Raw genomic sequence first — 24775 nt, forward strand, 5'->3', positions numbered from 1 at the left:
ATTTTCTGCTGCGGCGCGGCATCGCGTTTGGACGGCTGGACGGCCATCCCCCGGGTACATTAGCGCTCTGGACAAGGCCGACGCCGTACTGTAAACCGTCGGCTAGACCCATTTGGATCGAGGCAAATGGGCACTACAGCGATGGAGTGCGGGAGGGGTCTTGCAGACTCCACATCACAGCGCCGGGCGGGGGCCCAGCGTCGCGGTCCCGTGCTGTCTTCATTTTTTGGCATCACTTTCCGGGGAAGGCATGAAGAAGCAGTTTCTCTCTCGCAGGAGCGCACTCGCACTGGCGGTATGTACCTGCCTGGGCGGCGTTTCGAGCGTATATGCGCAGTCCACGACGGGCGGACTCAACGGTTCGGTTCCCATGGGCGGCAATGAAATCGTCGTCGTCGAGAGCGGTACGGGTTTTCGTCGCGAAGTGCCAGTCGATGCGCGCGGCCGCTACAGCGCGACCCAGCTGCCTCTGGGCACGTACACGGTCACCCTCATGCGCGATGGCGCCGTCGTCGACACGCGCAAGGACGTGACCCTTCGCGTGGGTGCGAGCACCGACGTGTCCTTTGCCGCGCCAGCCGGCGCTGCCGCCAGCGACGCGGCGAGCCTGGAAGGGGTGACCGTTACCGGTACTTCCTTGCCGAGCATCGATGTCACGTCGGTCGACTCGCGCACCGTGATCACCTCCGAGCAACTCGCCAAATTACCGCTTGGCCGTTCTGCGGAGGCCATCGCGCGCCTAGCACCGGGCGTGGTTAACAACGGCGGCAACTTCCAGAGCGATACCGGCCGCTCGGTTGCCAGTTTCGGCGGGTCGGCTTCGAACGAAAATGCCTACTACGTCAACGGCTTCAACACCACCGACCCCCTCAACGCCTTGGGCGGGCTTCAGCTGCCCTATGGCGCCATCGACCAGCAAGAGGTCTATACCGGCGGCTATAGCGCCCAGTACGGCCGCTCCGATGGTGGCGTAATCAACCAGGTCGGCAAGCGCGGCACGAATGAATGGCATTTCGGTGCGCAGGTATTGTGGGAACCGGGCTTCGCCCGTGCCCGCCAGGACAATCTTTATTACTCGAATACCCCAGCATCTGCTCCGGCAGGCAGCCTCTACCAGCCCCGCAGTGAAAACAGGTCCTGGATAACGACGGTGAGCGCCTATGCCGGCGGTCCACTGATCAAGGACAAACTGTTCTTCTTCGTAGCGGGGGAGTTCGAGAAACAGAATAAGCGCACCGTCAACGAAGTCGGGAATAACACCCCCTCCTCGACCACCGAGTACCGCTCCCCGCGCTGGTACGGCAAGCTCGACTGGAACATCACCGATAGCAACATCCTCGAATTCACCGGGGCGTCGGACAAGCGCGAAGGTTCAGGGACCCGTTACAACTACGACTACGCCGACCGCGTACGCACCAGCACGATCGGGGGCCTGAACGACACCAAGACCGGTGGCGATCTTTATGTGGCCAAGTACACGGGTTACATCACCGATAACCTTACGATCAGCGCCATGTACGGCCAGATGCGTTCGAAGAACTACGACCAGCCGACCGACTACGACCCCGAACTGGTTCGCGTCGACAAGTCCCAGCTTCAGAATCCGGCGCTCAATGGCGGCAGCGCCATTCGCAACGGCCAGGTGGGTGACATCAGTTCACCGGGACGAGGCAACAAGTCCACCAACTTCCGTTTCGACGTCGCCTATGTCCTTGGCGACCATACGATCTCGGCCGGCATCGACAATGTGAAGTCGCGCGTCGATGACTTCGGCACGGCCAGCCCCGGCCCCGGCTACATCTGGAACTATGGCCACACCGACAACCCGAATGCACCGATCTCGGACGCTGCCGGCGTTAATTTCGTGCCTGCTCCCGCCTTGTTCCCGAACGGCCAGAGTGGCTACTACGTGAGCCGCAACATCGTTAACAACCTGGTCAACGTACGTGCCGATCAGCGGGCGCAATACATCGAAGACAAATGGCAGGTAAGCGATCGCTGGTTGCTTTCCATCGGCCTTCGCAACGATCAGTTCACCGATTACAACCAGTTTGGCCAGGCATTTATTGAACAGACAAAGCCGCAATGGGCACCTCGTCTTGGCGCGTCATGGGATGTCAACGGCGACGGCTCGTTCAAGGTGTTCGCCAACGCGGGCCGTTACTATCTCGGCCTGCCGCTCAACCCTGCAACGGGCGCCGCGGCGGGCTATGTCTCGACCCAGCAGTACTACACATATAGTGGTATCGACCCCAGCAACGGTGCGCCGACTGGACTCACGCAGATCAGCGGAGTGGTCTCGGGGAACAACTCGTACGGTATCCCTCCCGACCCCCGGACCGTCGCAGGCAAGGACCTCAAGGCAGAACACCAGGATGAGTTCATCCTTGGTTTCGACAAGTCCTTCGGGGAAAACTGGGTCTATGGAGCCAAGTTCACACGACGGATCCTGCGTAGCGTCATCGACGATTTCTGCGATATCGATGTGGTGAAGAACAAAGCCCTCGAACTCGGCCACACCATAGGTTCGACGAACAGCTGTTATCTCGCCAATGGCGGCGCATCGAACACGTTTACGCTACTGGATGCCGATGGCAATCCGTACAGCGTGCCGCTGAGCCGCAAGGAGATGGGATTCCCGGCAGCGAAGCGCAAGTACTACAGCCTCGAAACCTTCGTCGAACACAGTTTCGACGGCGTCTGGTACGGCAAGCTCGACTATGTGTTTTCCCGCTCCTATGGGAACACGGAAGGCCAGGCACGTACCGACACCCGCCAATCGGGCGCAGCCGGCAGCGTGGACTGGGACAATCATTATGTAATGGAATACTCCAATGGCCCACAGGGCAACGACCATACACACGTGGTCAAGGCTTACGGCTACTGGCAGTTCGCTCCTGAGTGGCAGCTATCCGGGAACTTGCAGGCTATCTCCGGCGCACCCCGGGTCTGCCTCGGCTATTACGGTCCCACACATAGCGATCCCGTTACTTACGGCAGCACTTATCACTACTGCGATGGTCAGCCGTCCCCGCCGGGGTCGCACGGCCGACTGCCGTGGACATTCCAGCTCGACCTGGGCCTGACTTATCGCCCGAATTTCGCGGACCAGAAGCTCGCATTCTCGGCGAACGTGTTCAATGTGCTTAATCAACAGCGAGCAATCTTCCGCTATCCGTCGAGTGAAGATGCACCCTTCACCGCAAACGCGATCTACGGTGTACCGCTTTACACCCAAGATCCGCGCTTTGCCCGACTCTCGGTCAGCTACGACTTTTAATCGAAGACCCCAGATCCCTGTGTGACACTTGCGCCCCCTCCGGATGCCGGCAACTCCCCGGCCCGCATCCGGAGACCGGGCGCCCTTTTTTTGATTCCTTGCGAAAGTACGCCTCGCCATAGGCTTCGATTCAAGCTCCCCAATCAATGGCTGATAATGGGTCGCTACTTGATCTTCCGTGATTCCAACCCGGTTGCTCGCTTCGCCGTTTCCGTAACGACACAACTTGCCGAATCGATAATGTCACCCTGCCCCGGACTTCCTGGTACAGCACAACGTTTTTCCTTCGCAACAATCCATTCCCGCTCTTCGTTCCTAAGCCTGGTTCGCTCAGAAGCGGAGGCGACAGACATCAAGCGTTTATAGACAAAATTCAGACGTTTATCTTGGTACGAGAACTCTGCGTTGATGCAATCTTGCATGCCAGGGGTAGTGCCGCCAGCAGCATCGAGGCAATGTTGGTAGGAAGGACGAAATTTCAAGGACGCACTGAATTCATCCAGGCCATACGGTGCGGGGCCTGTGCTCTGTGCACTGGCTGCCGGCACTACTGCAAAAAATGTTGCGCCAAGGATCGAGCTAAAGCACCTCTTCGTGACGGCTCGCATCTTTCGAACTCCCTATCTGGCACATGTATCTAACAAACTGCCCCGTCACCGCCGGGTTGTGGAGCCGATCCTGTCGGCGGTCCCACGGCAGCGGGCCAGGCTTGGGCAAGCACCCATCGCCGACAGGGTCGGCTCCCACCTGAAAAAATTGTGCGGAAAAGCATCCTCGCAGTACTCGCCCAACAACCCACCGCGTCATTCGGAGGGGAGTCGTCGGGTGTCGTTCTCTGAGCGATTCCGCAGGGAGGCGTAGGCCGGACGAGGACTTAGCGAACGAGAACGGCACCCGACGGCTCCCCCTGCTTCGACGCAACACAAAGGGCGATGGCGAAGCCGAGCCGAGCCCCAGACTTCCACTAGAAATTTTTATCGAGCCTCGCCCGAGGCCGCGACGACCATCTCGATGTAGCCGAGTATCTCGTTCACCGGGATGTCGAAGATGCCCGCGTCACCGTTGTCGTAGGCCTGGCGCCAGACGCCGTATCCGTCGCGCCAGCTTTCGTCCGCATCGGCCTCGCCTGCCAGAGCGAGCAGGCTCGCATCCAGCGTGGCCCGGGACACGGCGGCATGGTTCATGGCCCCCTGCATGCCTCCCGGCACCCGGTGATTGCGCAACTTCACGTCCAGGATCGAGACGTGGAAAACCTCGCCGTCTTCCGGTTCATGGTCGATGTGGCGGATCGCCACACGCGACGCCTCCTCGCCGGGGCGGGTACGGTAGGTCCAGGATTGGCCCACGGCGTAGTCGGGTTTGGGCACCGGAATTCTCCTGCTGGGCGGCCCCGCATCTTAGACCAGGGCGCGTTCAGGCGCCCGCAGGGCGGTCTCCGCCGGTTTGATTTAAACTTACGCCCCATGGGCGCGCACCTACGCGGGTGCGACGCCATGCGCGAGGCAGCGCGGCCCCGGGGCCGCTTCCCCAGCCGATCCCCAGGCTACGCGCACGGCGCGTTGGCCCGTCCCTTTCGTTTTTCGAGGTTCAAGCAACCATGGTGGCACTGGCGACCGAGCACGTCATCGACGTGCACCACTGGAATGACAGTCTTTTCAGTTTCCGCACCACCCGCGATCCCGGTTTCCGGTTCGAGAGCGGGCATTTCGTGATGATCGGACTGGAAGTCGATGGGCGGCCCTTGATGCGCGCTTACTCCATCGCGAGCGCGCATTACGAGGAGCACCTGGAGTTCTTCAGCATCAAGGTGCAGGACGGCCCGCTCACGTCCCGGCTCCAGCACCTGAAACCCGGTGATCCCATCATTGTCAGCCGCAAGCCGACCGGCACCCTGGTCCTCAACGACCTCAAGCCCGGGAAGCGCCTCTACCTGCTCGGCACCGGCACCGGCCTCGCCCCCTTCCTCTCGATCATCCGCGACCCGGAAACCTACGAGCGCTTCGACAAGATCGTGCTTGCCCATGGCGTCCGCCACGTGGATGACCTCGCTTACTCCACCTATATCGAGAACGAGCTGCCGAACCACGAGTACCTGGGCGACCTGGTGCGCGAGAAGCTCGTGTACTACCCCACGGTGACGCGCGAGGAATTCCGCAATCGTGGCCGTATCACGGACGCCATCGCCGACGGCGAACTGGCACGCGCCACCGGCCTGCCTCAGCTGAATCCCGCAGAGGATCGCGTGATGCTCTGTGGCAGCCCGTCGATGCTCGAGGACATCTGCATCCTTCTGGATGGCGAGGGATTCCAGGCGTCACCGCGTACGCGCGAGCCGGGCGACTATGTGATCGAGCGCGCGTTCGTCGAGAAATAAAGGACGCGCTGACGGCCTCAACGCCGAATGCGGCCCTGCCCTTCGTTATCCCAGTAACCGAAGATCCGCCGCGCGATCAGCTTGTAGAGACGCTTCCCGGTAGCTCGCCACAGCCGGGAATGCGCCGCCGGGCGCGCGAGCATCGCGCGTTGACGCAAGGAAAGTCGGTCCGCCGCGTATGTGCGCTTGTGCTTGAGCAAGTGACGCAGGTCCTCCCGGGCCAGCAGGCGGAATAGCGCCCCGCGCCGCCCTCGGGTCCAGGCGATCTGGAAATCCACCAGGCCAGGCGAGCCGTCCTCGCGGACGAGCCAGTTCGGCTCCTTGGCAAGATCGTTATGGACGATGCCACGGCGGTGCAGCACGGCGAGCAGGCGCAGCGCATCGCGGTAATAGGCCGCGTCCAGCGGCTTGCCCAGTTGCATCGGCTGGCCCGCCATGTAGCTGCGCTCCAGCACGCGGCCGTTCCAGGCGAGCAGGCGTGGCACCCCGTCGATACCGTCCAGCCGGGTCAACGCACGTGCCTCGCGCGCCGCGGCACGACGGGCGAACCAGCGGGCCCACCAGCGAGCGGCGCCGATGTCGCGACGGATCAGCAGCACGCCGTCGCGTTCCACGCGTTCGATGCGGCCAAGCTCATCGGCCTTGAGCAGAGTGACGGACTCCGTCATCACGGTATGCACGCTGGTCCTTCGATTCGTTGACGCGCTCTCCGCTAACGGGGAGCTACGGTAAGATGCGATCCTCGCAGGGAGAGACGCAACATGCTGGTGCGACACATCCTGTCGCTGGTCTTCGCCACGGCCGGGCTCGTGGCCTGCCGCGACGGCGCCGACCGGACGAACGACGGGGATACGCCACCGCCCGCCAAGGCGAACGTGGCTAAGGATACCCAATCCGGAAGGGAGGGCCTGTACACGATGGAACTGAAACTCCCGGAGTTGCCGCCGAAGGCGGCACCGTTGCGCGGTGCCATCGACCGCTACGTGGAGCGGCAAAAGGAATCGTTCCTCGCCAGCCTCGATGCGCCCGGCGCCAAGGCCCGGGCGCGCGAACTGCCCTGGGACCTCAACCTGGACATTGCCGTGGCCGCCCGTACCGACCGCTTCATCAACGTGCAGGTCGATGGCTCGGCCTTCACCGGTGGCGCCCATCCCGCACCGATCGTCGACAGTTTCACCTACGACCTGGACGACCAGCGGGTGGTCGGGATCGACGACCTGTTCGCCGATCCGCATGCGGCGGAAAACGCCTTCGCGGCGGAAGCGCGCCGGCAACTGCTTACCGCGCTGGACGACCAGGACGAGCCGCTCGCTTCCGACAGCGAGCAAATCGATGAAGGCACGGCGCCGGGCAAGGACCACTACCGGGTGTTCAGCCTGCTCACCGGGCCGGACGACAAGGTGCATGGCCTCACCTTCATCTTTCCGCCTTACCAGGTGGCTTCCTACGCCGCTGGCCCCCAGGCCGTCGATGTTCCCAGCGAATCGTTTTCGGCATACCTGAAACCCGAGTACCGAGAGGCTTTCCGTTAATGGAAGCCGTCCTCTACCTGCTCGCCGCCGCGTTGATCGCCGGCGGCGTGGTGGGTGCGATCCTGCCGGTGCTGCCGGGCATCCCCATGATCTTCGGTGGCATCTGGCTGGCAGCGGCCGTGGACGACTATCAGCACCTGGGCTGGGGCTGGCTGGTCGCCATCGGCATCGTCGGCGCGGTCGGCATCGCGTTGGATTTCATCTCCGCCTCGCTCGGCGCGAAGCGGATCGGTGCCAGTCCACGCGCCTTGTGGGGCGCGGGCATCGGGACCACCGTAGGCATGTTCTTCGGCATCCCCGGCCTGTTGATCGGGCCGTTCGCCGGTGCGGTGATCGGCGAGCTATGGTCGGGAACCAGCATCCTCCGCTCGGCCCACGTGGGCATCGGCACCTGGATAGGCATGCTGGTGGGCATCCTCGCCAAGGTGGTGATCTCCTTCCTGATGATCGGCATGGCCGGGCTCGCGCTGCTCCTCAGCTGATCGGCCATCAGGCACATTGGCGCGCGCCGTCCGCAGAAGCTAGTCTCGCCGGACTTCACTGGGGAGATACGCATGTTCCGACGACTCATCCTCGCCACTGCCGTGACCTTCGCCATCGGCGGCCTGCACGCGGAAACGGCGCAACCCGCCTGGATCGCGCGCAGCAACGCCGACGCACAGGCGCTGCTCGACGTCACCGCCCGCTTCAGCCCCGAATCCGCCACCGACATCGGCCTGAAGGGTTTCGATGAAAAGACGGTGGACCTGGGGCCCGATGTCGACAAGCGCCAGCGCGCCGCGCTGGTCGACGTACGCGCGAAGGTGAACAGGCGCCTCGCCGAGGAAAAGGATCCCAACGTGAAGCAGGATCTTCAGATTCTGCTCAAGCAGATCGACGGCAACATCAAGGGTATCGACCTCAACGACAAGTACCTGCTGCCATGGTTCGACGCCGGGCAGATCGTCTTCAGCGGTGAGTTCTCCTTGCTCAACGCCGAAAGCACGCCGGAACAGAACAAGGCCGCCCTCGGGCGCCTGAAGTGTTACGTAGGCATGGCGCCCGGTTGTGCGGCCCTCGTCGACCAGGCCCGCGCCCGCACCACGGAAAAGCTGGGCGACAAAGCCTTGCTCGGTCCCGTGAAGGCGGATGTCGAGCAGAAGCTCGGCAATACCCAGCGCTACGTCGACGGCATCCGCAAACTGTTCGCGGAAAAGAAGATCGCGGGTTCCGACGAGGCCATGGCGAAGCTGGACCAGCAGCTCAAGGACTACAACGCCTGGGTGAAGAAGGTCGTGTTGCCGCATGCACGCACGGATTTCCGCCTTCCCGAGCCGCTGTACGCGTACAACCTCGAGCAGGTCGGCCTCGACATATCGCCGCATGACCTGATCGATCGCGCCCAGCTGGAGTTCATGGAAACGACTTACGCGCTGCAGATGCTCGCACCCGTCGTCGCGAAGGCGGAAGGCCTACCCAACGGCGATTATCGCGATGTGCTCAAGGCGTTGAAGAAGAAGCAGCTTGCGAAGGACAAGGTCGAGCCGACGTACCACGACGTCATCGGCAAGATCGAAGAAACGATCCGCCAGCAGCGCATCGTCGAACTGCCGAAGCGTCAGATGGCCATGCGCCTCGCTTCCGAAGCCGAGAACGCGCGCACGCCGGCACCGCATATGGACCCGCCTCCGTTCGTCGGCAACACAGGCCAACGCGGCACCTTCGTACTCACCACGGGCAATCCGCCGGCCGATGGCGACAAGACCCAGATGTACGACGACTTCACTTTCGAAGCCGCGGCATGGACGCTCACCGCGCATGAAGGCCGTCCGGGCCACGAGTTGCAGTTCGCGGCCATGGTCGAGCAAGGCGTGTCGCTGACGCGAAGCCTGTTCGCCTTCAACAGCGTGAACGTGGAAGGATGGGCGCTGTACGCCGAAGCGGAGATGATGCCGTACGAGCCACCGGCAGGGCAGTTCATCGCGCTGCAATTCCGCCTGCTGCGTGCGGCCCGCGCCTTCCTCGACCCGATGCTCAACCTCGGCATGATCGACCGCGACCGGGCACGCGAGATCCTCGTGCACGACGTGGGCTTGTCCGAGCCGATGGCGCGGCAGGAACTCGATCGCTACACGCTCAACTCGCCGGGTCAGGCCACCGCGTATTTCTACGGTTATACCCGCATCCTGCAGTTGCGCGCGGAAACGCAGACGAAGCTCGGTGACCGCTTCGACCGCAAGGCCTTCAACGATTTCCTGATCGCCCAGGGATTGCTGCCCCCGGACCTGCTGGCCGAGGCCGTGCGCACGCGCTTCATTCCGGAGCAGGAGAAGAAGGCGAAGAAGATCTGAGCCTTCGAACCCGAGTGGGACCCTGTCAGCGAGCATCGCCGACAGGGTCGGCTCCCACCAGGTTATCGCCAGAAGGATGGCTTCCACCAAGCCGACGATTACTGGTGGGAGCCGACCTTGTCGGCGATCCCGCGGCAGCGGGCCAGGTCATGGCAAGCACCCATCGCCGCTGAAGCGGCTCCCACACGTGCTGAGGGAATCAACCCTGCGACGGCGCACCCGGGATCACATAAAGCAACACCGCCAGGTAATGCAGCACACTGCCGGCGAGCACGAAGAAATGCCAGATCGCATGGTGATACGGAAGTCTCCGCGCCATGTAGAACGGCACGCCCGCGGTATACGCCAGGCCGCCGCCGAACAACAGCATGAGCCCACCCGGCTGCACGTTGTCGCGCAGCGGTTCGATAGCCACCACCGCAACCCAGCCCATCGCGATGTACATCGCCACCGCTGCCTTCCGGTAACGCTTCAGCAAGCCCAGTTCGGCCGCGCTGCCGATGATCGCCAGCGCCCAGATCGTGGCGAACAGGCCCCATCCCCATGCGCCGGGCAGGGCGAGCAGCGTGAACGGGGTATACGTGCCGGCGATGAGCAGAAAGATCGCGATGTGATCGAGCGTGCGCAGCACGCGCTTCGCCATGTCGCCGGGAATGGAGTGATAGAGCGTCGACGCGGTGTAGAGCAGGATCAGCGTGGTGCCGAATACCGAACTCGCCACCACGGCGCGCGCGCCGCCGTACATGGCGGAAAACGCCACCAGCACCGCAAGGCCGGCGATGCTCAGCACCAGCCCGATGCCATGGATGACGCTGCTGGCGACTTCCTCGGCGTAGGGGTAGCGGGGCTGTGCGCTGTCGATAACCATGGATGTTCCGCTGAAGTGGTCGGTGCCGGTCGAGGGTAACCGATGCGGCACCCGGTGGAGACGAATCATTGACCTCGGTATCCCCGCCGTTGTTCCATGGGGCATGACCCACGAACTGCTCGTGCACATCGGACGGCTCCCGCCCCAGGGCGCGGGCTTGCGGGCCGCGCTGGCCATGGCCTCGCGGCTCGGCGCCCGCCTGGATGCCCTGCACGTGGTGGACCTTCCGGCTGCGGCGTTCACGGTACCCGAGGCGGTGCCGATGCAACTGGACGCGGTGCGCCAGCGTTCGACGGACGCGCGGGCGGTGGCCGGGGACTGGGCCGCCCTGCTCTCCTCCCACGGACTCCATGGCAACTGGCGTGTCGGCAACGGCGATACGGTCACCCTGCTTGCGCACGCTTCGGCGGGCTACGATCTCGTCGTCATGGAGCGCTCCTCCACGATGCGTGGCGATGCGCCGGTGGGATTCGGCGTCGTGTCGCGCACCGTCTTCGCGTCCAGCCGCGGCGTGCTCGTGGTGCCGGAGGCCTCGCCGGTCGTGACCCTCGGCGAGCATGTGCTGGTGGCATGGAGCGGCAGCCGTGAATCCGCCCTCGCCGTGCGCTCGTCGCTTCCGATGCTGCGCAAGGCGGCCAGGGTGACCGTCATCGACGGCAGCCGCGACGAAGACGTCGGCACCTGTGCCCTTCCGGATACCGACATCTGCGGCTGGCTGAAGACTCACGACGTGACGGCGGAGGTCAGGCGCCTCGACGAGGCGGCCATCGCCGCCCCCGGCCCCGCCTTGCTCGACATCGCGCATGCCGAGAACGCCGATCTCATCGTCATGGGCGCCTGGGGGCGTTCCCGGTTGTCCGAGATGGTGTTGGGTGGAACTACGCGGTTCCTCTTCATGCAATCGGACGTGCCGATGCTCGTCGCGCACTAGGCGCGACACGTCGGTCACCACTTACGAAATAGCCGTCCGGACGGCCCTGTTGCAAATGCTTTCGAAGGCAGCCTAACCTGCCATCGGACCTGAACACGATCCCCGCCGGTCCCCACCGGCCGTGTTCCCGACCGCGCATCACCTTCCCCCACGTTGCAGGAGGTGGCTCATGTCGTTCGCTCGTCCGCAATCCCACGCCGGAGTGCATCCGGACACCGTCCGAATCGTCGCCATGAGCGCGGCGATCGCCCTCAATGCCGCCGCCTTGATCGCCGTGATGCGGCCGATGATGGCGACGATATCGTTCGCGCCCCTGCCGGCGCCCTCGATTCGCCTCATCGACCATCCGGTGGAACCGAAGGTCGTTCCCCCACCACCGATCGAGCTGAAACCCCTGCCGGCGAAACGGGTGGAACAGCCGCACGCCGCGCAGCCCGTGCAGATCGCCCCACCCAGGGCGCAACCTGTTCCGACCGATGAAGGCAGCGCACAGGCGGCCCCGCCCGCGGCGTTCGACAGCACGCCGGTCAACGCGCCCGCCGTGCCGTCTGCTCCCGTGGAAGCCACCCTCGCCTATGTGTCGGCGCCGGCGCCGGCCTATCCCCGCGCCGCGAGGGCCGGCCATTTGCAGGGGACGGTGACCCTGCGCGTGCTCGTCGACGAAACCGGCAAGCCCGTCGAGGTGATCGTGGAGAGCAGCAGCGGGCATCCCGTGCTCGACAAGGCGGCACGTGACCAGATCCTGGCCCGCTGGCGTTTTCAGCCCGCGAAGACGGACGGCCAGCCGGTCCGCGCCTGGGCGCGGATTCCGGTGACCTTCAACCTGCGCGACATCTAGGGTTACTCAGCGGGGCATCACCACGACGTCGGGTTTGCGCGTGGCGCGGGCGATCGCCCAGACGATGATGGCCAGCAAGGCCACCGGCAGGAGGACCGGCAGGAGGGCCAGGACGACCACCGGCGCCATCGCCAGCATCACCACGCCGCCGATCACGGCGCCCAGGATGCTGCCGACGATGCTGAACACGCCACCGATGATGCCGAAGACCACCTTGAGGACGATCCCAACGAAGGCGAGGACCAGCCAGAAGGCGATGGCAAGGACGACGAGCGAAGTGAAGACGATCATGGCGTTTGCTCTCCGAGGACGGGGCCGCCCACGGGGCGGTCACGGCTTGGATGCGGCCTTCCGTGAAAGCGTTTAAAGGGCCGTGAAAGACGGAGGTTACGATGGTTTAACGGCCTGCATGCTCCACTTCCCGCCAGTTGATTTAGCGGACAGCCCGTCCATGGGTAAGCGTTCTTCCATCATCAGGACCTTGCGGGACATAGCGTTCGACCTCTCGGATGCCGAGCATCCGGACCTCGCCTCCATGGGGCGGGAGATCGGAAGCGTCCTGCACGGCCGCAGCGCCGACCTGGCCGCCATGCTGGGTCCCCTGCGCGAGCGCCGGCGCGGCTTCGAGCGCTGGATGCTCGCCGAGCGCGCACGTCCGCCCGTGAGCATGCTGGTCATGGCATGGCCTCCCGGCTATGCCACGCCCGTGCACGATCACGGCGGGCTGTGGGGGTTGGAAGCGACCATCGCCGGTGCGCTCGAGGTGGAATCCTTCATCAAGGACGACGCCGACCTTTCCCTGCGCAGCAGCGGCCGTACCTGGCTCGGCCCGGGCGATGCCACCTGGTTCGACGCCACGGAAAGCCACACGCACCGCTGCCGCAATTTGTCGCGGCACGACACGGCCCTCACGCTTCACGTGTACGGTGGCGATCTGGCACAGTACCTCGCGTATGAGCAGCCCGGTCCTTCCGGACACTGGATCGCACGACCGAGGCAATCGATCATCGCGGGACGCCTGACGGCCTGACGGTCTCACGGCCCTCCACCCCAGCCATCGGGCGAAGGACCAACTCATGTTTCATAAAGTCGCCATCATCGGCGGTGGCGCGGCAGCGGCGACCCTGGTAAGCGAATTGCTGGAGCGGCGCACGCAGCGCCCGCTTCATCTCGACTGGTATACGGGCGGCGTGGTGGCCGGCCGCGGCGTCGCTTATGGCACGCCTTCCGAGCGGCACCTGCTCAACGTGCGCGCCGCCTCGATGGGCATGTTCGTCAGCAAGCCGGGCGGCTTCCTCGAGTACGCCCAGGCGCTGGACCCTTCCGTGAAGGGCTCCGATTTCCTGCCGCGCCGCATGTACGGCGATTTCCTGCAGTCCCGCGCCGAAGAAGCCGTGAAGAACGCCGGCTCCTACGGCCACGACGTGAACGTCTTGCCGTTCGCCGCGGAATCCGTGGTGCCTTCGGCCGAAGGCGTCACCATCGGTTACGGGGATGGAGAAACGCAGGCCGAGGCCGCGGTGCTGGCCATCGGTTCGCTGCCACCGCGTCCGTTGCCGGGCGTGGAAGAAGCCGCGATCGCGAGTGGCCGCTACATCACCGACCCATGGCCGTTCCTTGCATCCGCCGGGCATGACGAGCGTCCCTTGCGCGTCCTGGTCATCGGCCTGGGCCTCACCGCCGTCGACGTCCTGCTGGAATTGTCGACCCGCTGGCCGAACGCCCACTTCGACGCGCTGTCACGTCACGGGAAGCTACCCGAGCCGCATCTCGCCGCCGCATCCGCCCCCAACGACGATGGCGGTGAACTGATCGAGTCGATGCGCGACGACGCCAACATCCGCGCATGGCTGCGCCGCTTGCGCGAAACGACGGCCGGCGCCGAAGACTGGCGTACCGTGATCGATGGCATGCGCCCGCATACGCAATCGCTATGGCACGACCTGCCACGGACGGAACGTGCACGCTTCCTCCGGCATGCCCGCTGGGCGTGGGAGCGCGCACGCCATCGCATGCCGCCGCAGGTCGCCGCGACGATCGCGGCGCTGGAGGCTGGCGGACGCTTCACCCGGGGCCGCGGACGCATGCGCGCCGTGCAGCTGTCGCACGACGGTACGCTCTCGGTCGTGCATGGATTACCGGGCGGGGGCGATTCCACCGACGCCTACGACGTCGTCATTCAGACGGTGGGGCTCAATACGGACACACAGCGCACCGAGCACCGCCTGGTGCGCCAGCTGGTGCTCGGCGGCCTCGTCACTCCCGATCCGCTCGGACTCGGTTTCGCCGCGCTGCCCGACGGCCACCTGCTGGACGGCAACGGCAAGCCGCGCCCGAACCTCTTCGCGCTAGGCAGCCTTCTGCGCGGTGCGCTCTGGGAATCCACCGCGATCCCCGAGATCCGCAAGCAGGCCCAGAACCTGGCCAACATGCTGCTGGCCGAGAAGCTGGAACGAGTCGCCACCCGGTAACGGTGGGATGTCAGGCGCATCCCGCGGCGAGGGAGACGGCGCGACGTTCGAGCGCAACGCTGGCCATCGTGGCCAGCAGGCCCGCCACGGTGACCGCGGCGCCGGCCAGGCTCACCACCGGCATGGCGTAACCCGCGGCCAGCACGGCGCCACCCAGCCACGCGCCGCCGGCGTTGCCGAGGTTGAACGCGGCGATGTTGAGCGTCGAGGCGAGATTGGGCGCGTCGCCCGCCACATGCACCACGCGTGACTGCAGCGGGGCCACCGTGGCGAAGGCCGCGATGCCCCACAGGAACACCGTGACGACGGCGGCGATGGTCGAGTGCATCGTCCAGGCGAAGATCACCAGCAACAAGGTCAGCGTCACCAGGATGCCCATCAGTGACGGCATCAGTTTCCAGTCCGCAAGCCGCCCGCCGAGGATGTTGCCGATCGTGGTGCCGAGACCGAACAGCACCAACACCGCGCCGGTCCAGTGCGGGCCGATGTGCGACTGTTCCTGAAGGATCGGCGCGATGTAGGTGAACACGGTGAACACACCGCCGAAGCCGAGCACGGTCATGCCCAGGGCGAGAAGGACCTGCGGTTCGCGCAGCACGCGCAATTCCCGGCCCATGTGCGGTGCCTTCAGGTGCGGCAGCGCGGGTACGAATCGCGCGACCGCCAGCGATGCCGCCACGCCCAGGCCGGTCACCGCCCAGAAGGTCGCCCGCCACCCCGCCCACTGACCGAGGAAGGTTCCGAACGGCACGCCCAGCACATTCGCCAGGGTGAGCCCGGCGAACATGAGGGATATCGCACGCGCGCGCTGGTTGGCGGGCACGAGATGAGCCGCCACGATGGCGCCGATGCCGAAGAACGAGCCATGGCAGAACGCGGCCACCACGCGGGCTATCATCAGCACCTCGTAATTCGGTGCGAGGGCGCACAGCAGGTTGCCGAGGATGAAAAGGCCCATCAGCAGGAGCAGCGCACGCTTGCGCTCCAGGCGGGCGGTCAGGGCGGCGAGCAACGGCGCGCCGACGGCCACGCCGAGGGCGTAGCCGGAAACGAGCATGCCCGCGGAAGGAATGCTCACCCGCAGGTCGGCGGCCACCTCGGGCAGCAGGCCCATGATCACGAACTCGGTGGTGCCGATCGCGAAAGCCGCCACGGCCAGGGCCAGCAAGGGCAGACGGGACGAGGGAAGGTTCATAGGATAGGCTCGAAGGAAAGCGATAACGTGCATTCTCCCGCCCGGGCCCTTATGCAAAAACACCTCCTGGCGCCAAACACTGTTGCCGGAAACTTGATAGTGGAGACCGCCCGCGCATGATCACCACCCTGATCGCCATCGCGGCGCTCTGCCTGCACGTCGCCGGCGTGTTCGCCGCCATGCACGCGGTGATGCACACCCGCACCGCGCAGGGCGCGTTCGCGTGGGTACTGGGCCTGGTGCTGCTGCCCTATGTCACCCTGGTGCCGTACCTGTTCCTCGGCGCGAGCCATTTCGGAGGCTACGTCGACCTGCACCGGCAGCGCCAGGCGCGCTTCTTCATGCTCCATGAAGAAGCCACGCACTCCGCGCGGCCCGGCGTGTCGCCGCCGGCCACGCCCATACACGACGCACGCTACGACGCCATCGGGAGGATGCTGAACACGTCGATGCACGGCGGCAACGCGCTGTTCCTGCACATCGACGGCGAGGCGACATTCGCCGCCATGTTCGCCGCCATCGCCAGGGCGGAGCGCTACGTGCTCCTGCAGTTCTTCATCATCCATGACGACGTACTGGGACGCCGGCTGAGTGAAGCGCTGCTGGAACGCGCGGCGGCGGGCGTGGAGGTATGCGTGTTGTACGACAGCATCGGCAGCCACGCCCTTCCCGACAGCTACGTGGAACGCCTGCGCGACGGCGGCGTGCTGGTGCGCCGCTTCGCCACGCGGCGCTGGCGCAATCGCTTCCAGCTGAACTTCCGCAACCACCGCAAGGTGCTCGTCGTGGACGGTGTGCGCGGTTTCGTCGGCGGGCTCAACGCGGGCGACGAATACCTCGGCGAGAAGCCGCCGTTGTCGCCATGGCGCGACACGCACATGGAGATCGAGGGACCAGCGGTGGCCGACTTGCAACGCGTGTTCGCCGAGGACTGGTACTGGGTTACGGGCGAACGCCCACCGTCGTCGCCACCGCCCGAACGGTGCGGACGGGCCGCCAGCCTCATCGTTGCCACCGGTCCGGCCGACCGCCAGGAAAGTTGTTCGTTGTTCTTCACCCAGGCCATCCATGCCGCAAGAAATCGCGCATGGATCACCACGCCCTACTTCGTCCCGGACCAGGCGGTGTTCGGGGCGTTGCGTCTCGCCGTGTTCCGGGGCGTGGACGTGCGTATCCTCATCCCATGCCGCCCGGACCATCGCACGGTGTTCATGGCATCCACGCTCTATGCGCACGAGGCGACCCTCGCCGGCATCCGGATGTTCCGCTACCAGCCGGGCTTCGTGCACCAGAAGGTGATGTTGATCGACGACGACACGGCCGTCGTCGGCAGCATGAACCTGGACAACCGCAGCTTCCGGCTGAACTTCGAGATAGCCGCCCTGAACGTGGACGAGGCTTTCGCCGCCGAAGTGGAGACGATGCTGATGACGGATTTCGCCAACAGCGAGGAAGTGAATCCCAACGACTATCGGCGCTTGTCGTACTTCCGCCGCGTGGCGCTGCATGTCGCCCGCCTGTTCGATCCCATCTTGTAGGTTCTTCGCTCATTCCCGGAAAAGCCCTGGTGGGAGCCGACCTTGGTGAGAACCGGCCTTGTCGGGAGCCGGCCTTGGTGGGAGCCGACCTTGTCGGCGATCCCGCGGCAGCGGGCCAGGTTGAGGCAAGTACCCATCGCCGCTGAAGCGGCTTCCCACCAGGTTACGGCAAGCACCCATCGCCGACAGGGTCGGCTCCCACAAGGTCGGCTCCCACCAGAGGCAAGCGCCACCCGGGTCTGCTGTCACCGAGTACTCCAGAGCCTTGCGATACGTCCGTTACTCCGCTTGACTCTACTACCTGTCCTCAGGGAACCGCCACGATGCTTCGTACCCTCGCCTTCCTCACCGCCGCCATCGCCAGCACGGCGGGTTTCGCTGCCCCGGCACGCTTCGTCGAGCGCTCCGTCGATGTCCACGGCAAGACCTACCGCTATCAGGTATTCGTGCCCGCGGATGTGAAGAAGCATCCGGCCGTGGTGCTGTTCCTTCATGGCAGCGGCGAACGTGGCACCGACAACCAGAAGCAGATGTCGCAAGGCCTGCCACCCTGGCTGAAACAGCACATGGATTTTCCGGCGGTGGTGGTGATTCCGCAGGCACCCGACGATGCGGAATGGACCGACCGGGCCGAGGCCGACATGGCGATGGCCGCGTTGGAGAACAGCGTGAAAGAGTTCCATGGCGACCGGAAGCGCCTGTATCTCACCGGCCTCTCCATGGGCGGTTACGGCTCCTGGCAACTCGCCGTGGATCACCCCGGTACGTTCGCCGCCGCGGCCATCATTTGTGGGGGCGTCACCCCGTTGAGCGACGAGCGGGCGCTTTACGTACACGGCGTACCGCAGGGCGACGATCCCTTCACCCGGGTAGCGGAAAAGATCGGCAAGCTGCCGGTATGGATCTTCCATGGCGGCGACGACAACGTCGTGCCCACCGAACAGTCGCGCAAGATGAATGCGGCGCTGGTCAAGCGCGGGGCGGAAGTGAAGTACAGCGAATTCCCTGGCGTGAACCACGGCTCATGGGAAAAGGCTTATGCGACACCGGATCTATGGGACTGGATGTTCAGCCACACCCGATAAGAACCGTCCTAAGGTAGGAACCGTCCTTGGTGGGAATCAACCTGGTGGGAGCCGACCTTGTCGGCGACCCCGCGGCAGCGGGCCAGGTTGAGGCAAGCACCCATCGCCGCTGAAGCGGCTTCCCACCAGGTTACGGCAAGCACCCATCGCAGACAGGGTCGGCTCCCATCAGGGCCGGCTCCCACAGGGCCGGCTGCCATGAGGGCCGGCTCCCAGCAAGGTCGGTTCCTACCTGCGTCGGCTCCTACCGGAGTCGGCTTGTCAGGAACTGCGCATGCTGGCGGACAGCTTTTTCAGCCCGCCGGCGAATACGAGCCAGCCGATGCATACGCCGGCCAACGCGCCGACGAGTTCGAAGAAGACGCGCAGGCCGATCGCATCCGGATCATGCACGGCGGCCAGCTTCAGCTTCAACAAGGTGAGTGACTGAAGCGGCGCCATGTTGAAGTAGAACAGGTCCCACAGGTCCTGCCCGGCGCCCAGTACCACGGAAAACACATAGGCGATGGCGATGCGCTTTCCATCGCTCCATCCGTTGCCCTTGCCGAAGGCATGCAACAAGCCGAAGACCACGATGCCGATGAGCAGCGCGATGGCGCCCGTTTCCAGGGCACCGACGATGCCGAAGCCCGTCCAACTGCGATCGTATGGCATGCGAAGAACTCTAGGGGAACCGAGAGCGCATTATGCCCGCGCGTTGGCCCGGTTATCGCGTACGTTTCTATCGCGGCCGAAACGCAGGTAGAGGGAGGCGGCCAGGAGCATCGCCGCCAGCGCGGCGAAACCGGCCAGCAGGAAGATCGCGGGATAGTCGTAAAGACCTGCGACCCAGCCGCCGACCGGGCCCGTAAGGCCCAGCGCGACATCGAGGAATACCGAATAAGCGCCCAGGGCCGCGCCGCGATTGTGCGTGCTGACGCGGCCGACCGCCTCGACACCCAGAGCCGGGAACACCAGCGCGAATCCGGCGCCCGTGAGCGCCGCGCCCGCGAGGGCGGCATGCGGCGTCGTCCCCTGCCAGAGCAGGATCAGGCCGAGGCACTCGACGAACAGCGAAGCGATCGCGACGCGATAACCGCCGAAGCGGTCGATGGCGTTGCCGAAGATCAGGCGGATGCCGATGAAACAGCAGCCGAACACCGATAGCGAAAGCGCCGCATCGGCCCAGCCGCGGCTCGCGTAGTAGAGGGCGACGAAGGTGGAGAGGGAGCCGAAGCCTATGGATGCCAGCGCGAGCCCCGCGCCGTAAGGCATGACCCGCGAAAGCACGCTCTTGAACGGAAGGCGCTCGCCATGGCTGGGTGCCACGCGGGCCTTCGCCAGCGCCAGCGGCAAGGCCACCACACCCAACGCGAAGGTCAGGATTCCCAGGGAGATGAAGCCGTGGTCTCGCCCCAGCGTCACGCCGAGCGGCGCACCCAGTGCGATGCCGCCGTAGGTGGCGATGCCATTCCATGAAATCACCCGAGCGGTATGTTCGCCGCCGATGCCGCCGATACCCCAGGTGATCGAACCGGTACTCACCCAGCTTTCCGCGAAGCCGAGGCCCAGGCGGCTGAGCAGGATCAGCGCCAGCGATAGGGCGGGAATCTTCGGCACCAGCGCGGCGAGCGCGAGGAAAAGACCGGAGATCGCCAGCACGATCAACCCGGCGACGACGGTCCGTTTCGGCCCCATCGCATCGGCCATTCGCCCCGCGTGCGGGCGGCTCAGCAGTGTCGCGAGGTACTGCGCACTGACCGCCAGGCCCGCGATGATCGTCGAGTAACCCAGGTCCAGGTGCGCGAATCCCGGCAACACGGCGAGCGGGATGCCGATGCACAGGTAACAGACGAAGGAAAATACGACGGCGGAAAGAATCCGGGCCGTGACGGCGAAACGCCGTCCGCGATGGGGAACGAGGGAGGGAAGAGACATGGCCGGAGGATTATAGCGCGCCGTTGTTGCAGTGCGTCATGGCTCGCCATGCGGCCACTTGAAGGGAGAAACCGCAGCCTCGTGGGAGAAACCGCTGTTTGGTGGGACCGAGTCTTAACCGGGATGAGCCGTATCCTGGTGGGAGCCGACCTTGTCGGCGATGGGTGCTTGCCTCAGTCTGGCCCGCTGCCGCGGGATCGCCGACAAGGTCGGCTCCCACCAGGTCGGCTCCCGTAAGGCCGGTCCCACAAGTTCGGCTTCCAACAGGCTCCCGGCAGGATGATCAGCCGAGTTCGACAGGCTGGCCGCTTTGCAGCGATTCGCGCAAGGCGATGGCGATGCGGGTCGCTTCCACCGCGTCGTCCATGGTCAGTTCGAACGGCGTGTCGTCGAGCACCGCGTCGACGAAATGCTTCGCCTGGGTCACGAAGGCCGGCGCGAACCGCTCGTAGAACGAGGGGACGACCGTGTTGCGCACGCCGCTCGCATCGGCGATCTCCACACGGTCGGCGCGCGGGTTGCGCCCGATGCTCACTTTCCCTGCCGTGCCGGTGACGTCGGTGTGCGTATCGTGGCCATGCGCCTGTGTGCGCGAAGCGTAGAACATCGCCATGCGTCCACCTTCGAACTCGACGATGGCTATCCCGTTGTCGACGTCACCCATGGCTTCCAGTGGCGGATACATCGCCACCGCACCCGTGGAATAGACCTTGGTCGCCTTTGGCCGGCCGAGCAGCCAGCGAGCGAGGTCGATATCGTGCACGCTGCAGTCGAGGAAGATGCCGCCGCTGGTCGGCGCGAACTTCAGGAATGCGCCGCTCGGGTCGGCGAGATCCGTCGTCTGCGAGTACACCAGGAACGGCCGCCCGATACCGCCACCCTCGATGTGCATGAAGGCGTGGCGATAGCTTTCGTCGAAGCGGCGGACGAAGCCGACCATGGCGCGCTTGCCCGCCTTCCCGGCATGCACGGCGGCGCGACGGCAGTCGTCCAGGTCCAACGATAGCGGCTTCTCGCAGAACACATGCTTGCCCGCGTCCAGGGCCTGCTCGATCTGCGCCGCATGCAACGACGTCGGCGTGACGAGGAACACCGCGTCCAGGGATGGATCAGCGAGCATTTCCTCGTACGAGTGATGGATCGTCCCTATGCCGAGGCTGCCACGCGCCCATTCACGCTCGGCCTCGACCGGGCTGCACACGGCGGCGAGTTCGGCGCGCGGCACGGCGCGCGCGAGGTTTTCTGCGTAGCGCTGGCCGAGCCGGCCGAGGCCGGCCAGGCCGATACGGAGCTTGCCCATGGTCAGATGCTCACCTCGACGGCCTTGCCTTCGCGCCATGAACGCGCGGCGGCCTCCGCCAACTCCAACGCCTTGATGCCATCGGCGATGGTCGTGCGTACGGGCGTGCCGCCGGAGAGCGCGTCGAAGAAGTGGGCGATCTCGGCGGCATACGCGTCGCGGTAGCGCTCCAGGAAGAAGTGCTCCGGGAGGTCATGGGCGATGTTCTTCGACGTGTGCGACACGACCTGGGTCGGCGCGACATTGCCCGCTTGCAGCATGCCTTTGCTGCCTAGCACCTCGAAGCGCTGGTCGTAACCGTAGGCCGCGCGCCGCGAGGTATTGATCTGGCAGAGCCTGCCGCTCCTGGTACGAATGGTGACGGCGGTGGTGTCGATGTCGCCTGCCTCCTGGATCGCCGGATCGGTCAGGCAGCTGCCGGTGGCGTGCACGCTGACGGCTTCGTCCGCGAGGATCCAGCGGAAGATGTCGAAATCGTGGATGAGCATGTCCTTGAAGATGCCGCCCGAACTCTTGATGTAGTTGACCGGTGGCGCGCCGGGGTCGCGGCTCGTCACGATCAGAACTTCAGGCGTACCCACTTCGCCCTCGTCGAGGCGCTTCTTCAGCGATGAGAAGGTAGGATCGAAACGTCGCTGGAAAGCGATCATGCAGACGACGCCGGCCTTTTCCACGGCGGCCTGGCACGAACGCGCGCGTTCGACATCGAGGTCCACCGGCTTCTCACAGAAAATCGCCTTCCCCGCCGCGGCGGCCCGATGGATGAGATCGGCATGGGTGTCGGTGCTCGAACCGATCACCACGGCACCCACGGCGGGATCGTTCAATGCCTCGTCCACACCGGCGACCTTCGCGCCGTGCTTGCCCGCAAGTTCCTGCGCCGAGGGCGCGTGCACGTCCACCACGTAGCGCAGGCGCGCTTCCGGGTGGCGGGCGACGTTGGCCGCGTGGATCTTGCCGATGCGACCGGCACCGAAAACGGCAACTTCAATCATCGTATTCTCCTCGGGGAATCGTTTCTTCGACAGTGAGTTCGAGCTTGTAGGCCAGCGCGACGAACAGCGCCTGGCACAGGCACATGGTGCTGGTGAGGCCGCGGAACGCGAAAGCGCTGCCCTCCTTCACCTTGAGTAGCACATCCGAATGCCGCGCCAGCGGACCGAGATCGCTCTCGGTGATGCCGAGCACGCCCGCCCGGTGTTGCTGGGCCACCCGCATGGCATAGAGGGTCTCCTTGCCGAACGGGGGAAAGCTGATGGCGATCAGTGCGTCGCCCTTGCCGATGCTGCGCAACTGTTCGCGGAACATGCCGCCAAGACCGTTCACCAGGTGCACGCGCTTTTGCGTGTGCTGCAGCGCGTAGGCGATATAGGTCGCGATGGCGAACGAACGGCGCACGCCGATCACGTAGATGTTTTCCGCCGCGGCGAGCATGTCCACCGCCTTCTGGAACCGTGCCTCGTCCAGCTCCTCCGCGAGTTCGTCGAGCCCCGCCCGGCTGGCGTCGATGAAGCGCGATGCGATCTCCACGGCGGGCATGCCGCCGGACCGGCCCTTGATGACGCTGCGGATGCGCTGCTGGTAGCTGCGCGACGGCGCGGACTGCGCTGCCCACGCGTCGCGGAACACCGCCTGCATTTCGGAGAACCCGGAATAACCGAAGCGCTGCGCGAAGCGGACCACCGCGGAAGCGTGCACGCCACAACCTTCGGCGATCTCACCCACGCGCTGGACCATGATGGAACTGCGATGTTCCTCAAGGTAACGGGCGACGCCCTGCAGCTGGCGTGGCAGGGCTTCGAATTCCTCCGCGATGCGCTGCATGAGGGCATCGGCTTCGCTGCGTTTGGCCATGGACGGCTCCATCGGGGACCGGCCGCATTGAAGCACGCGATGGAACGTTTTTTCCATTTATTTTTTTGCTGCAATGCAAATTGCAACCGTGGAACGGGGGGTCCATGCTCGACCCGCTTTCGGCAAACAGCGGCCGCAAGGCCGCATCGCACTTCGATATCCATCCATCCGACCGCAAAGCCGGTCACCTGTGGAGGCACTATGCGATCCAAACTGTTCCACGCCTCGTTGGCGGCAGCCCTAGCCCTAGGTCTTGGCCTCGCCGCCCCCGCCTCGCAGGCGGCTCCCGGCGATCGTTATGTTCTCGTTACCCACGCCGCCGATTCCGATTCCTGGTGGAACACCATCAAGAACTCGATCAAGCAAGCGGGCGAGGACTTCGGTGTCGATGTCGACTACCGTGGGTCCGGCACGGGCGACCTCAGTGAAATGGCTCGCCAGCTCGAATCCGCGGCTGCCCGGAATTACAAGGGCGTGTCTTTCGACATCGCCAGCTACGCGGTGCTGAAAGCCCCGGCCGCGAAGGTCGCCGCCAAGGGCATCCCCATCGTCACGATCAACTCCGGCACGCCCGACGAGAGCAAGAAGCTCGGCGCGATCATGCATGTGGGCCAGGGGGAATACGACGCGGGCAAGGCCGCCGGCGAGCGGGCCAAGGCCGCCGGAGTCACCAGCTTCGTCTGCGTGAACCACTACGCCACCAACAACGCCTCGTTCGAGCGTTGCCAGGGCTTCGCCGACGCCATCGGCCTGAAGAACTGGCGCAAGACTTCGATGATCGACACGGGCATGGATCCGACCGTGGTCGCCAGCAAGCTCAGCGCCTACCTGCGCAGCAATCCCAAGACGCAGGCCATCCTCGCGCTGGGCCCCAATGCCGCCGAGCCGTCGATCAAGGTGGTCCAGGACATGCACCTGGTCGGCAAGATCAACTTCGGCACGTTCGATCTTTCGCCAGCGATCATCAACGGCATCAAGTCCGGAACGATCCAGTACGCCATCGACCAGCAGCCCTACCTGCAAGGCTACATGGGCATCGCGGCCCTGGTGATCGCGCACGACCAGAACACCAAGGACCCGGCCAAGATCATCGCCGCGCTGAAGGCCAACCCGAAGTTCCAGGCGCGCCTGAAGCAGTACGACCTGAAGCCCGTCTACACCGCCACCGGCGTCAGTTCGGGGCCCGCCTTCGTCACCAAGGACAACGTCGCCACCGTAGAGAAGTACGCCGGCCAGTACCGCTGACCGGCAGGAGCAGAAGT

23 protein-coding genes are annotated in these 24775 nt (G+C 65.0%); 12 read left to right on the forward strand and 11 right to left on the reverse strand.

The features are described 5' to 3' along the window. The first annotated feature begins 250 nt into the window (after positions 1–250). Positions 251–3280, forward strand: coding sequence for a TonB-dependent receptor plug domain-containing protein (locus QFZ41_RS06370; protein WP_429197977.1), 3030 nt, complete (start codon positions 251–253; stop codon positions 3278–3280). Positions 3281–3444: 164 nt separating this feature from the next. Here the strand turns inward: QFZ41_RS06370 and QFZ41_RS06375 are convergent, their stop codons facing one another. Together QFZ41_RS06375 and QFZ41_RS06380 are read right to left on the reverse strand one after the other, a co-directional pair. Further along, entirely contained in the window at positions 3445–3888 is a 444-nt protein-coding gene (locus QFZ41_RS06375) for a lysozyme inhibitor LprI family protein (protein ID WP_429197978.1), read from the reverse strand. A 366-nt stretch (positions 3889–4254) separates the two neighbouring features. Further along, positions 4255–4647 (reverse strand): hypothetical protein, encoded by a 393-nt coding sequence (locus QFZ41_RS06380; RefSeq protein ID WP_429197979.1) that lies wholly within the window; start codon positions 4645–4647, stop codon positions 4255–4257. Between the two features lie 230 nt (positions 4648–4877). On the opposite strand from QFZ41_RS06380, the gene QFZ41_RS06385 reads away from it, so the two are divergent. Further along, entirely contained in the window at positions 4878–5654 is a 777-nt protein-coding gene (locus QFZ41_RS06385) for a ferredoxin--NADP reductase (protein ID WP_429197980.1), read from the forward strand. 17 nt (positions 5655–5671) lie between these two features. Here QFZ41_RS06385 and QFZ41_RS06390 read toward each other — a convergent pair whose 3' ends face one another. Next, on the reverse strand, positions 5672–6322 hold the full coding sequence (locus tag QFZ41_RS06390; RefSeq protein ID WP_429200195.1) for a serine/threonine protein kinase: 651 nt from the start codon (positions 6320–6322) through the stop codon (positions 5672–5674). Between the two features lie 93 nt (positions 6323–6415). Here QFZ41_RS06390 and QFZ41_RS06395 point away from each other — a divergent pair, with 93 nt between their 5' ends. From QFZ41_RS06395 to QFZ41_RS06405, 3 genes are all read left to right on the forward strand, one after another. Beyond that, positions 6416–7186 (forward strand): DUF3298 domain-containing protein, encoded by a 771-nt coding sequence (locus QFZ41_RS06395; protein ID WP_429197981.1) that lies wholly within the window; start codon positions 6416–6418, stop codon positions 7184–7186. Further along, on the forward strand, positions 7186–7668 hold the full coding sequence (locus QFZ41_RS06400) for a DUF456 domain-containing protein (RefSeq protein WP_429197982.1): 483 nt from the start codon (positions 7186–7188) through the stop codon (positions 7666–7668). Before QFZ41_RS06395 ends, QFZ41_RS06400 begins: the two co-directional genes overlap by 1 nt. Positions 7669–7740: 72 nt before the next feature. Beyond that, complete coding sequence (locus tag QFZ41_RS06405) at positions 7741–9516, forward strand: DUF885 domain-containing protein (protein ID WP_429197983.1); 1776 nt, start codon at positions 7741–7743, stop codon at positions 9514–9516. A gap of 199 nt (positions 9517–9715) precedes the next feature. Here QFZ41_RS06405 and trhA read toward each other — a convergent pair whose 3' ends face one another. Further along, positions 9716–10384 (reverse strand): PAQR family membrane homeostasis protein TrhA, encoded by a 669-nt coding sequence (gene trhA, locus QFZ41_RS06410; RefSeq protein ID WP_429197984.1) that lies wholly within the window; start codon positions 10382–10384, stop codon positions 9716–9718. A 103-nt stretch (positions 10385–10487) separates the two neighbouring features. Between trhA and QFZ41_RS06415 the strand changes: the two genes are divergently transcribed. Further along, a complete protein-coding gene (locus QFZ41_RS06415) occupies positions 10488–11315 on the forward strand; it encodes a universal stress protein (RefSeq protein WP_429197985.1) in 828 nt (275 codons plus the stop codon). 169 nt (positions 11316–11484) lie between these two features. Further along, positions 11485–12153, forward strand: a complete 669-nt coding sequence (locus tag QFZ41_RS06420) for an energy transducer TonB (protein ID WP_429197986.1) — start codon at positions 11485–11487, stop codon at positions 12151–12153. 6 nt (positions 12154–12159) lie between these two features. Here the strand turns inward: QFZ41_RS06420 and QFZ41_RS06425 are convergent, their stop codons facing one another. Continuing rightward, the gene (locus QFZ41_RS06425; protein ID WP_429197987.1) at positions 12160–12444 is read right to left on the reverse strand and encodes a hypothetical protein; all 285 of its coding nucleotides are present in this window, start codon (positions 12442–12444) and stop codon (positions 12160–12162) included. A gap of 160 nt (positions 12445–12604) precedes the next feature. On the opposite strand from QFZ41_RS06425, the gene QFZ41_RS06430 reads away from it, so the two are divergent. Together QFZ41_RS06430 and QFZ41_RS06435 are read left to right on the forward strand one after the other, a co-directional pair. After that, positions 12605–13183, forward strand: a complete 579-nt coding sequence (locus tag QFZ41_RS06430; RefSeq protein WP_429197988.1) for a cysteine dioxygenase — start codon at positions 12605–12607, stop codon at positions 13181–13183. A gap of 46 nt (positions 13184–13229) precedes the next feature. Next, positions 13230–14624, forward strand: a complete 1395-nt coding sequence (locus QFZ41_RS06435) for an FAD/NAD(P)-binding protein (protein ID WP_429197989.1) — start codon at positions 13230–13232, stop codon at positions 14622–14624. Between the two features lie 10 nt (positions 14625–14634). Here the strand turns inward: QFZ41_RS06435 and QFZ41_RS06440 are convergent, their stop codons facing one another. After that, on the reverse strand, positions 14635–15819 hold the full coding sequence (locus QFZ41_RS06440; protein WP_429197990.1) for an MFS transporter: 1185 nt from the start codon (positions 15817–15819) through the stop codon (positions 14635–14637). Positions 15820–15935: 116 nt separating this feature from the next. Here QFZ41_RS06440 and cls point away from each other — a divergent pair, with 116 nt between their 5' ends. After that, the gene (gene cls / locus QFZ41_RS06445; RefSeq protein ID WP_429197991.1) at positions 15936–17357 is read left to right on the forward strand and encodes a cardiolipin synthase; all 1422 of its coding nucleotides are present in this window, start codon (positions 15936–15938) and stop codon (positions 17355–17357) included. Between the two features lie 323 nt (positions 17358–17680). After that, positions 17681–18442 carry a prolyl oligopeptidase family serine peptidase gene (locus QFZ41_RS06450; RefSeq protein WP_429197992.1) on the forward strand — a complete coding sequence of 254 codons (762 nt, stop codon included), beginning with the start codon at positions 17681–17683 and terminating at the stop codon, positions 18440–18442. A 261-nt stretch (positions 18443–18703) separates the two neighbouring features. Here the strand turns inward: QFZ41_RS06450 and QFZ41_RS06455 are convergent, their stop codons facing one another. The 5 genes from QFZ41_RS06455 to QFZ41_RS06475 form a co-directional block, all read right to left on the reverse strand. Next, a complete protein-coding gene (locus QFZ41_RS06455; protein ID WP_429197993.1) occupies positions 18704–19096 on the reverse strand; it encodes a hypothetical protein in 393 nt (130 codons plus the stop codon). 30 nt (positions 19097–19126) lie between these two features. After that, positions 19127–20359: an MFS transporter gene (locus QFZ41_RS06460; protein WP_429197994.1), complete on the reverse strand. Its 1233-nt coding sequence runs from the start codon at positions 20357–20359 to the stop codon at positions 19127–19129. 283 nt (positions 20360–20642) lie between these two features. Further along, the gene (locus QFZ41_RS06465; protein WP_429197995.1) at positions 20643–21659 is read right to left on the reverse strand and encodes a Gfo/Idh/MocA family oxidoreductase; all 1017 of its coding nucleotides are present in this window, start codon (positions 21657–21659) and stop codon (positions 20643–20645) included. Between the two features lie 2 nt (positions 21660–21661). Further along, positions 21662–22654: an inositol 2-dehydrogenase gene (iolG, locus tag QFZ41_RS06470; RefSeq protein ID WP_429197996.1), complete on the reverse strand. Its 993-nt coding sequence runs from the start codon at positions 22652–22654 to the stop codon at positions 21662–21664. Next, on the reverse strand, positions 22647–23513 hold the full coding sequence (locus QFZ41_RS06475; RefSeq protein WP_429197997.1) for a MurR/RpiR family transcriptional regulator: 867 nt from the start codon (positions 23511–23513) through the stop codon (positions 22647–22649). Before QFZ41_RS06475 ends, iolG begins: the two co-directional genes overlap by 8 nt. 201 nt (positions 23514–23714) lie before the next feature. Between QFZ41_RS06475 and QFZ41_RS06480 the strand changes: the two genes are divergently transcribed. Next, positions 23715–24758 carry a sugar ABC transporter substrate-binding protein gene (locus QFZ41_RS06480; RefSeq protein ID WP_429197998.1) on the forward strand — a complete coding sequence of 348 codons (1044 nt, stop codon included), beginning with the start codon at positions 23715–23717 and terminating at the stop codon, positions 24756–24758. Positions 24759–24775: the final 17 nt, after the last annotated feature.

The organism is Luteibacter sp. W1I16 (genome assembly GCF_050434905.1).
Lineage (GTDB): Bacteria > Pseudomonadota > Gammaproteobacteria > Xanthomonadales > Rhodanobacteraceae > Luteibacter.

Bases quoted from the DNA above. Each gene is read 5' to 3' on its own strand.
- trhA (WP_429197984.1), bottom strand. From the start codon at position 10,384: ATGGTTATCGACAGCGCACAGCCCCGCTACCCCTACGCCGAGGAAGTC.
- QFZ41_RS06415 (WP_429197985.1), top strand. From the start codon at position 10,488: ATGACCCACGAACTGCTCGTGCACATCGGACGGCTCCCGCCCCAGGGC.
- QFZ41_RS06480 (WP_429197998.1), top strand. From the start codon at position 23,715: ATGCGATCCAAACTGTTCCACGCCTCGTTGGCGGCAGCCCTAGCCCTA.
- QFZ41_RS06430 (WP_429197988.1), top strand. From the start codon at position 12,605: ATGGGTAAGCGTTCTTCCATCATCAGGACCTTGCGGGACATAGCGTTC.
- QFZ41_RS06440 (WP_429197990.1), bottom strand. From the start codon at position 15,819: ATGAACCTTCCCTCGTCCCGTCTGCCCTTGCTGGCCCTGGCCGTGGCG.
- QFZ41_RS06450 (WP_429197992.1), top strand. From the start codon at position 17,681: ATGCTTCGTACCCTCGCCTTCCTCACCGCCGCCATCGCCAGCACGGCG.
- QFZ41_RS06460 (WP_429197994.1), bottom strand. From the start codon at position 20,359: ATGTCTCTTCCCTCCCTCGTTCCCCATCGCGGACGGCGTTTCGCCGTC.
- iolG (WP_429197996.1), bottom strand. From the start codon at position 22,654: ATGATTGAAGTTGCCGTTTTCGGTGCCGGTCGCATCGGCAAGATCCAC.
- QFZ41_RS06455 (WP_429197993.1), bottom strand. From the start codon at position 19,096: ATGCCATACGATCGCAGTTGGACGGGCTTCGGCATCGTCGGTGCCCTG.
- QFZ41_RS06395 (WP_429197981.1), top strand. From the start codon at position 6,416: ATGCTGGTGCGACACATCCTGTCGCTGGTCTTCGCCACGGCCGGGCTC.
- QFZ41_RS06405 (WP_429197983.1), top strand. From the start codon at position 7,741: ATGTTCCGACGACTCATCCTCGCCACTGCCGTGACCTTCGCCATCGGC.
- QFZ41_RS06425 (WP_429197987.1), bottom strand. From the start codon at position 12,444: ATGATCGTCTTCACTTCGCTCGTCGTCCTTGCCATCGCCTTCTGGCTG.
- QFZ41_RS06370 (WP_429197977.1), top strand. From the start codon at position 251: ATGAAGAAGCAGTTTCTCTCTCGCAGGAGCGCACTCGCACTGGCGGTA.
- QFZ41_RS06390 (WP_429200195.1), bottom strand. From the start codon at position 6,322: ATGACGGAGTCCGTCACTCTGCTCAAGGCCGATGAGCTTGGCCGCATC.
- QFZ41_RS06475 (WP_429197997.1), bottom strand. From the start codon at position 23,513: ATGGCCAAACGCAGCGAAGCCGATGCCCTCATGCAGCGCATCGCGGAG.
- QFZ41_RS06465 (WP_429197995.1), bottom strand. From the start codon at position 21,659: ATGGGCAAGCTCCGTATCGGCCTGGCCGGCCTCGGCCGGCTCGGCCAG.
- QFZ41_RS06375 (WP_429197978.1), bottom strand. From the start codon at position 3,888: ATGCGAGCCGTCACGAAGAGGTGCTTTAGCTCGATCCTTGGCGCAACA.
- QFZ41_RS06420 (WP_429197986.1), top strand. From the start codon at position 11,485: ATGTCGTTCGCTCGTCCGCAATCCCACGCCGGAGTGCATCCGGACACC.
- QFZ41_RS06435 (WP_429197989.1), top strand. From the start codon at position 13,230: ATGTTTCATAAAGTCGCCATCATCGGCGGTGGCGCGGCAGCGGCGACC.
- QFZ41_RS06400 (WP_429197982.1), top strand. From the start codon at position 7,186: ATGGAAGCCGTCCTCTACCTGCTCGCCGCCGCGTTGATCGCCGGCGGC.
- cls (WP_429197991.1), top strand. From the start codon at position 15,936: ATGATCACCACCCTGATCGCCATCGCGGCGCTCTGCCTGCACGTCGCC.
- QFZ41_RS06385 (WP_429197980.1), top strand. From the start codon at position 4,878: ATGGTGGCACTGGCGACCGAGCACGTCATCGACGTGCACCACTGGAAT.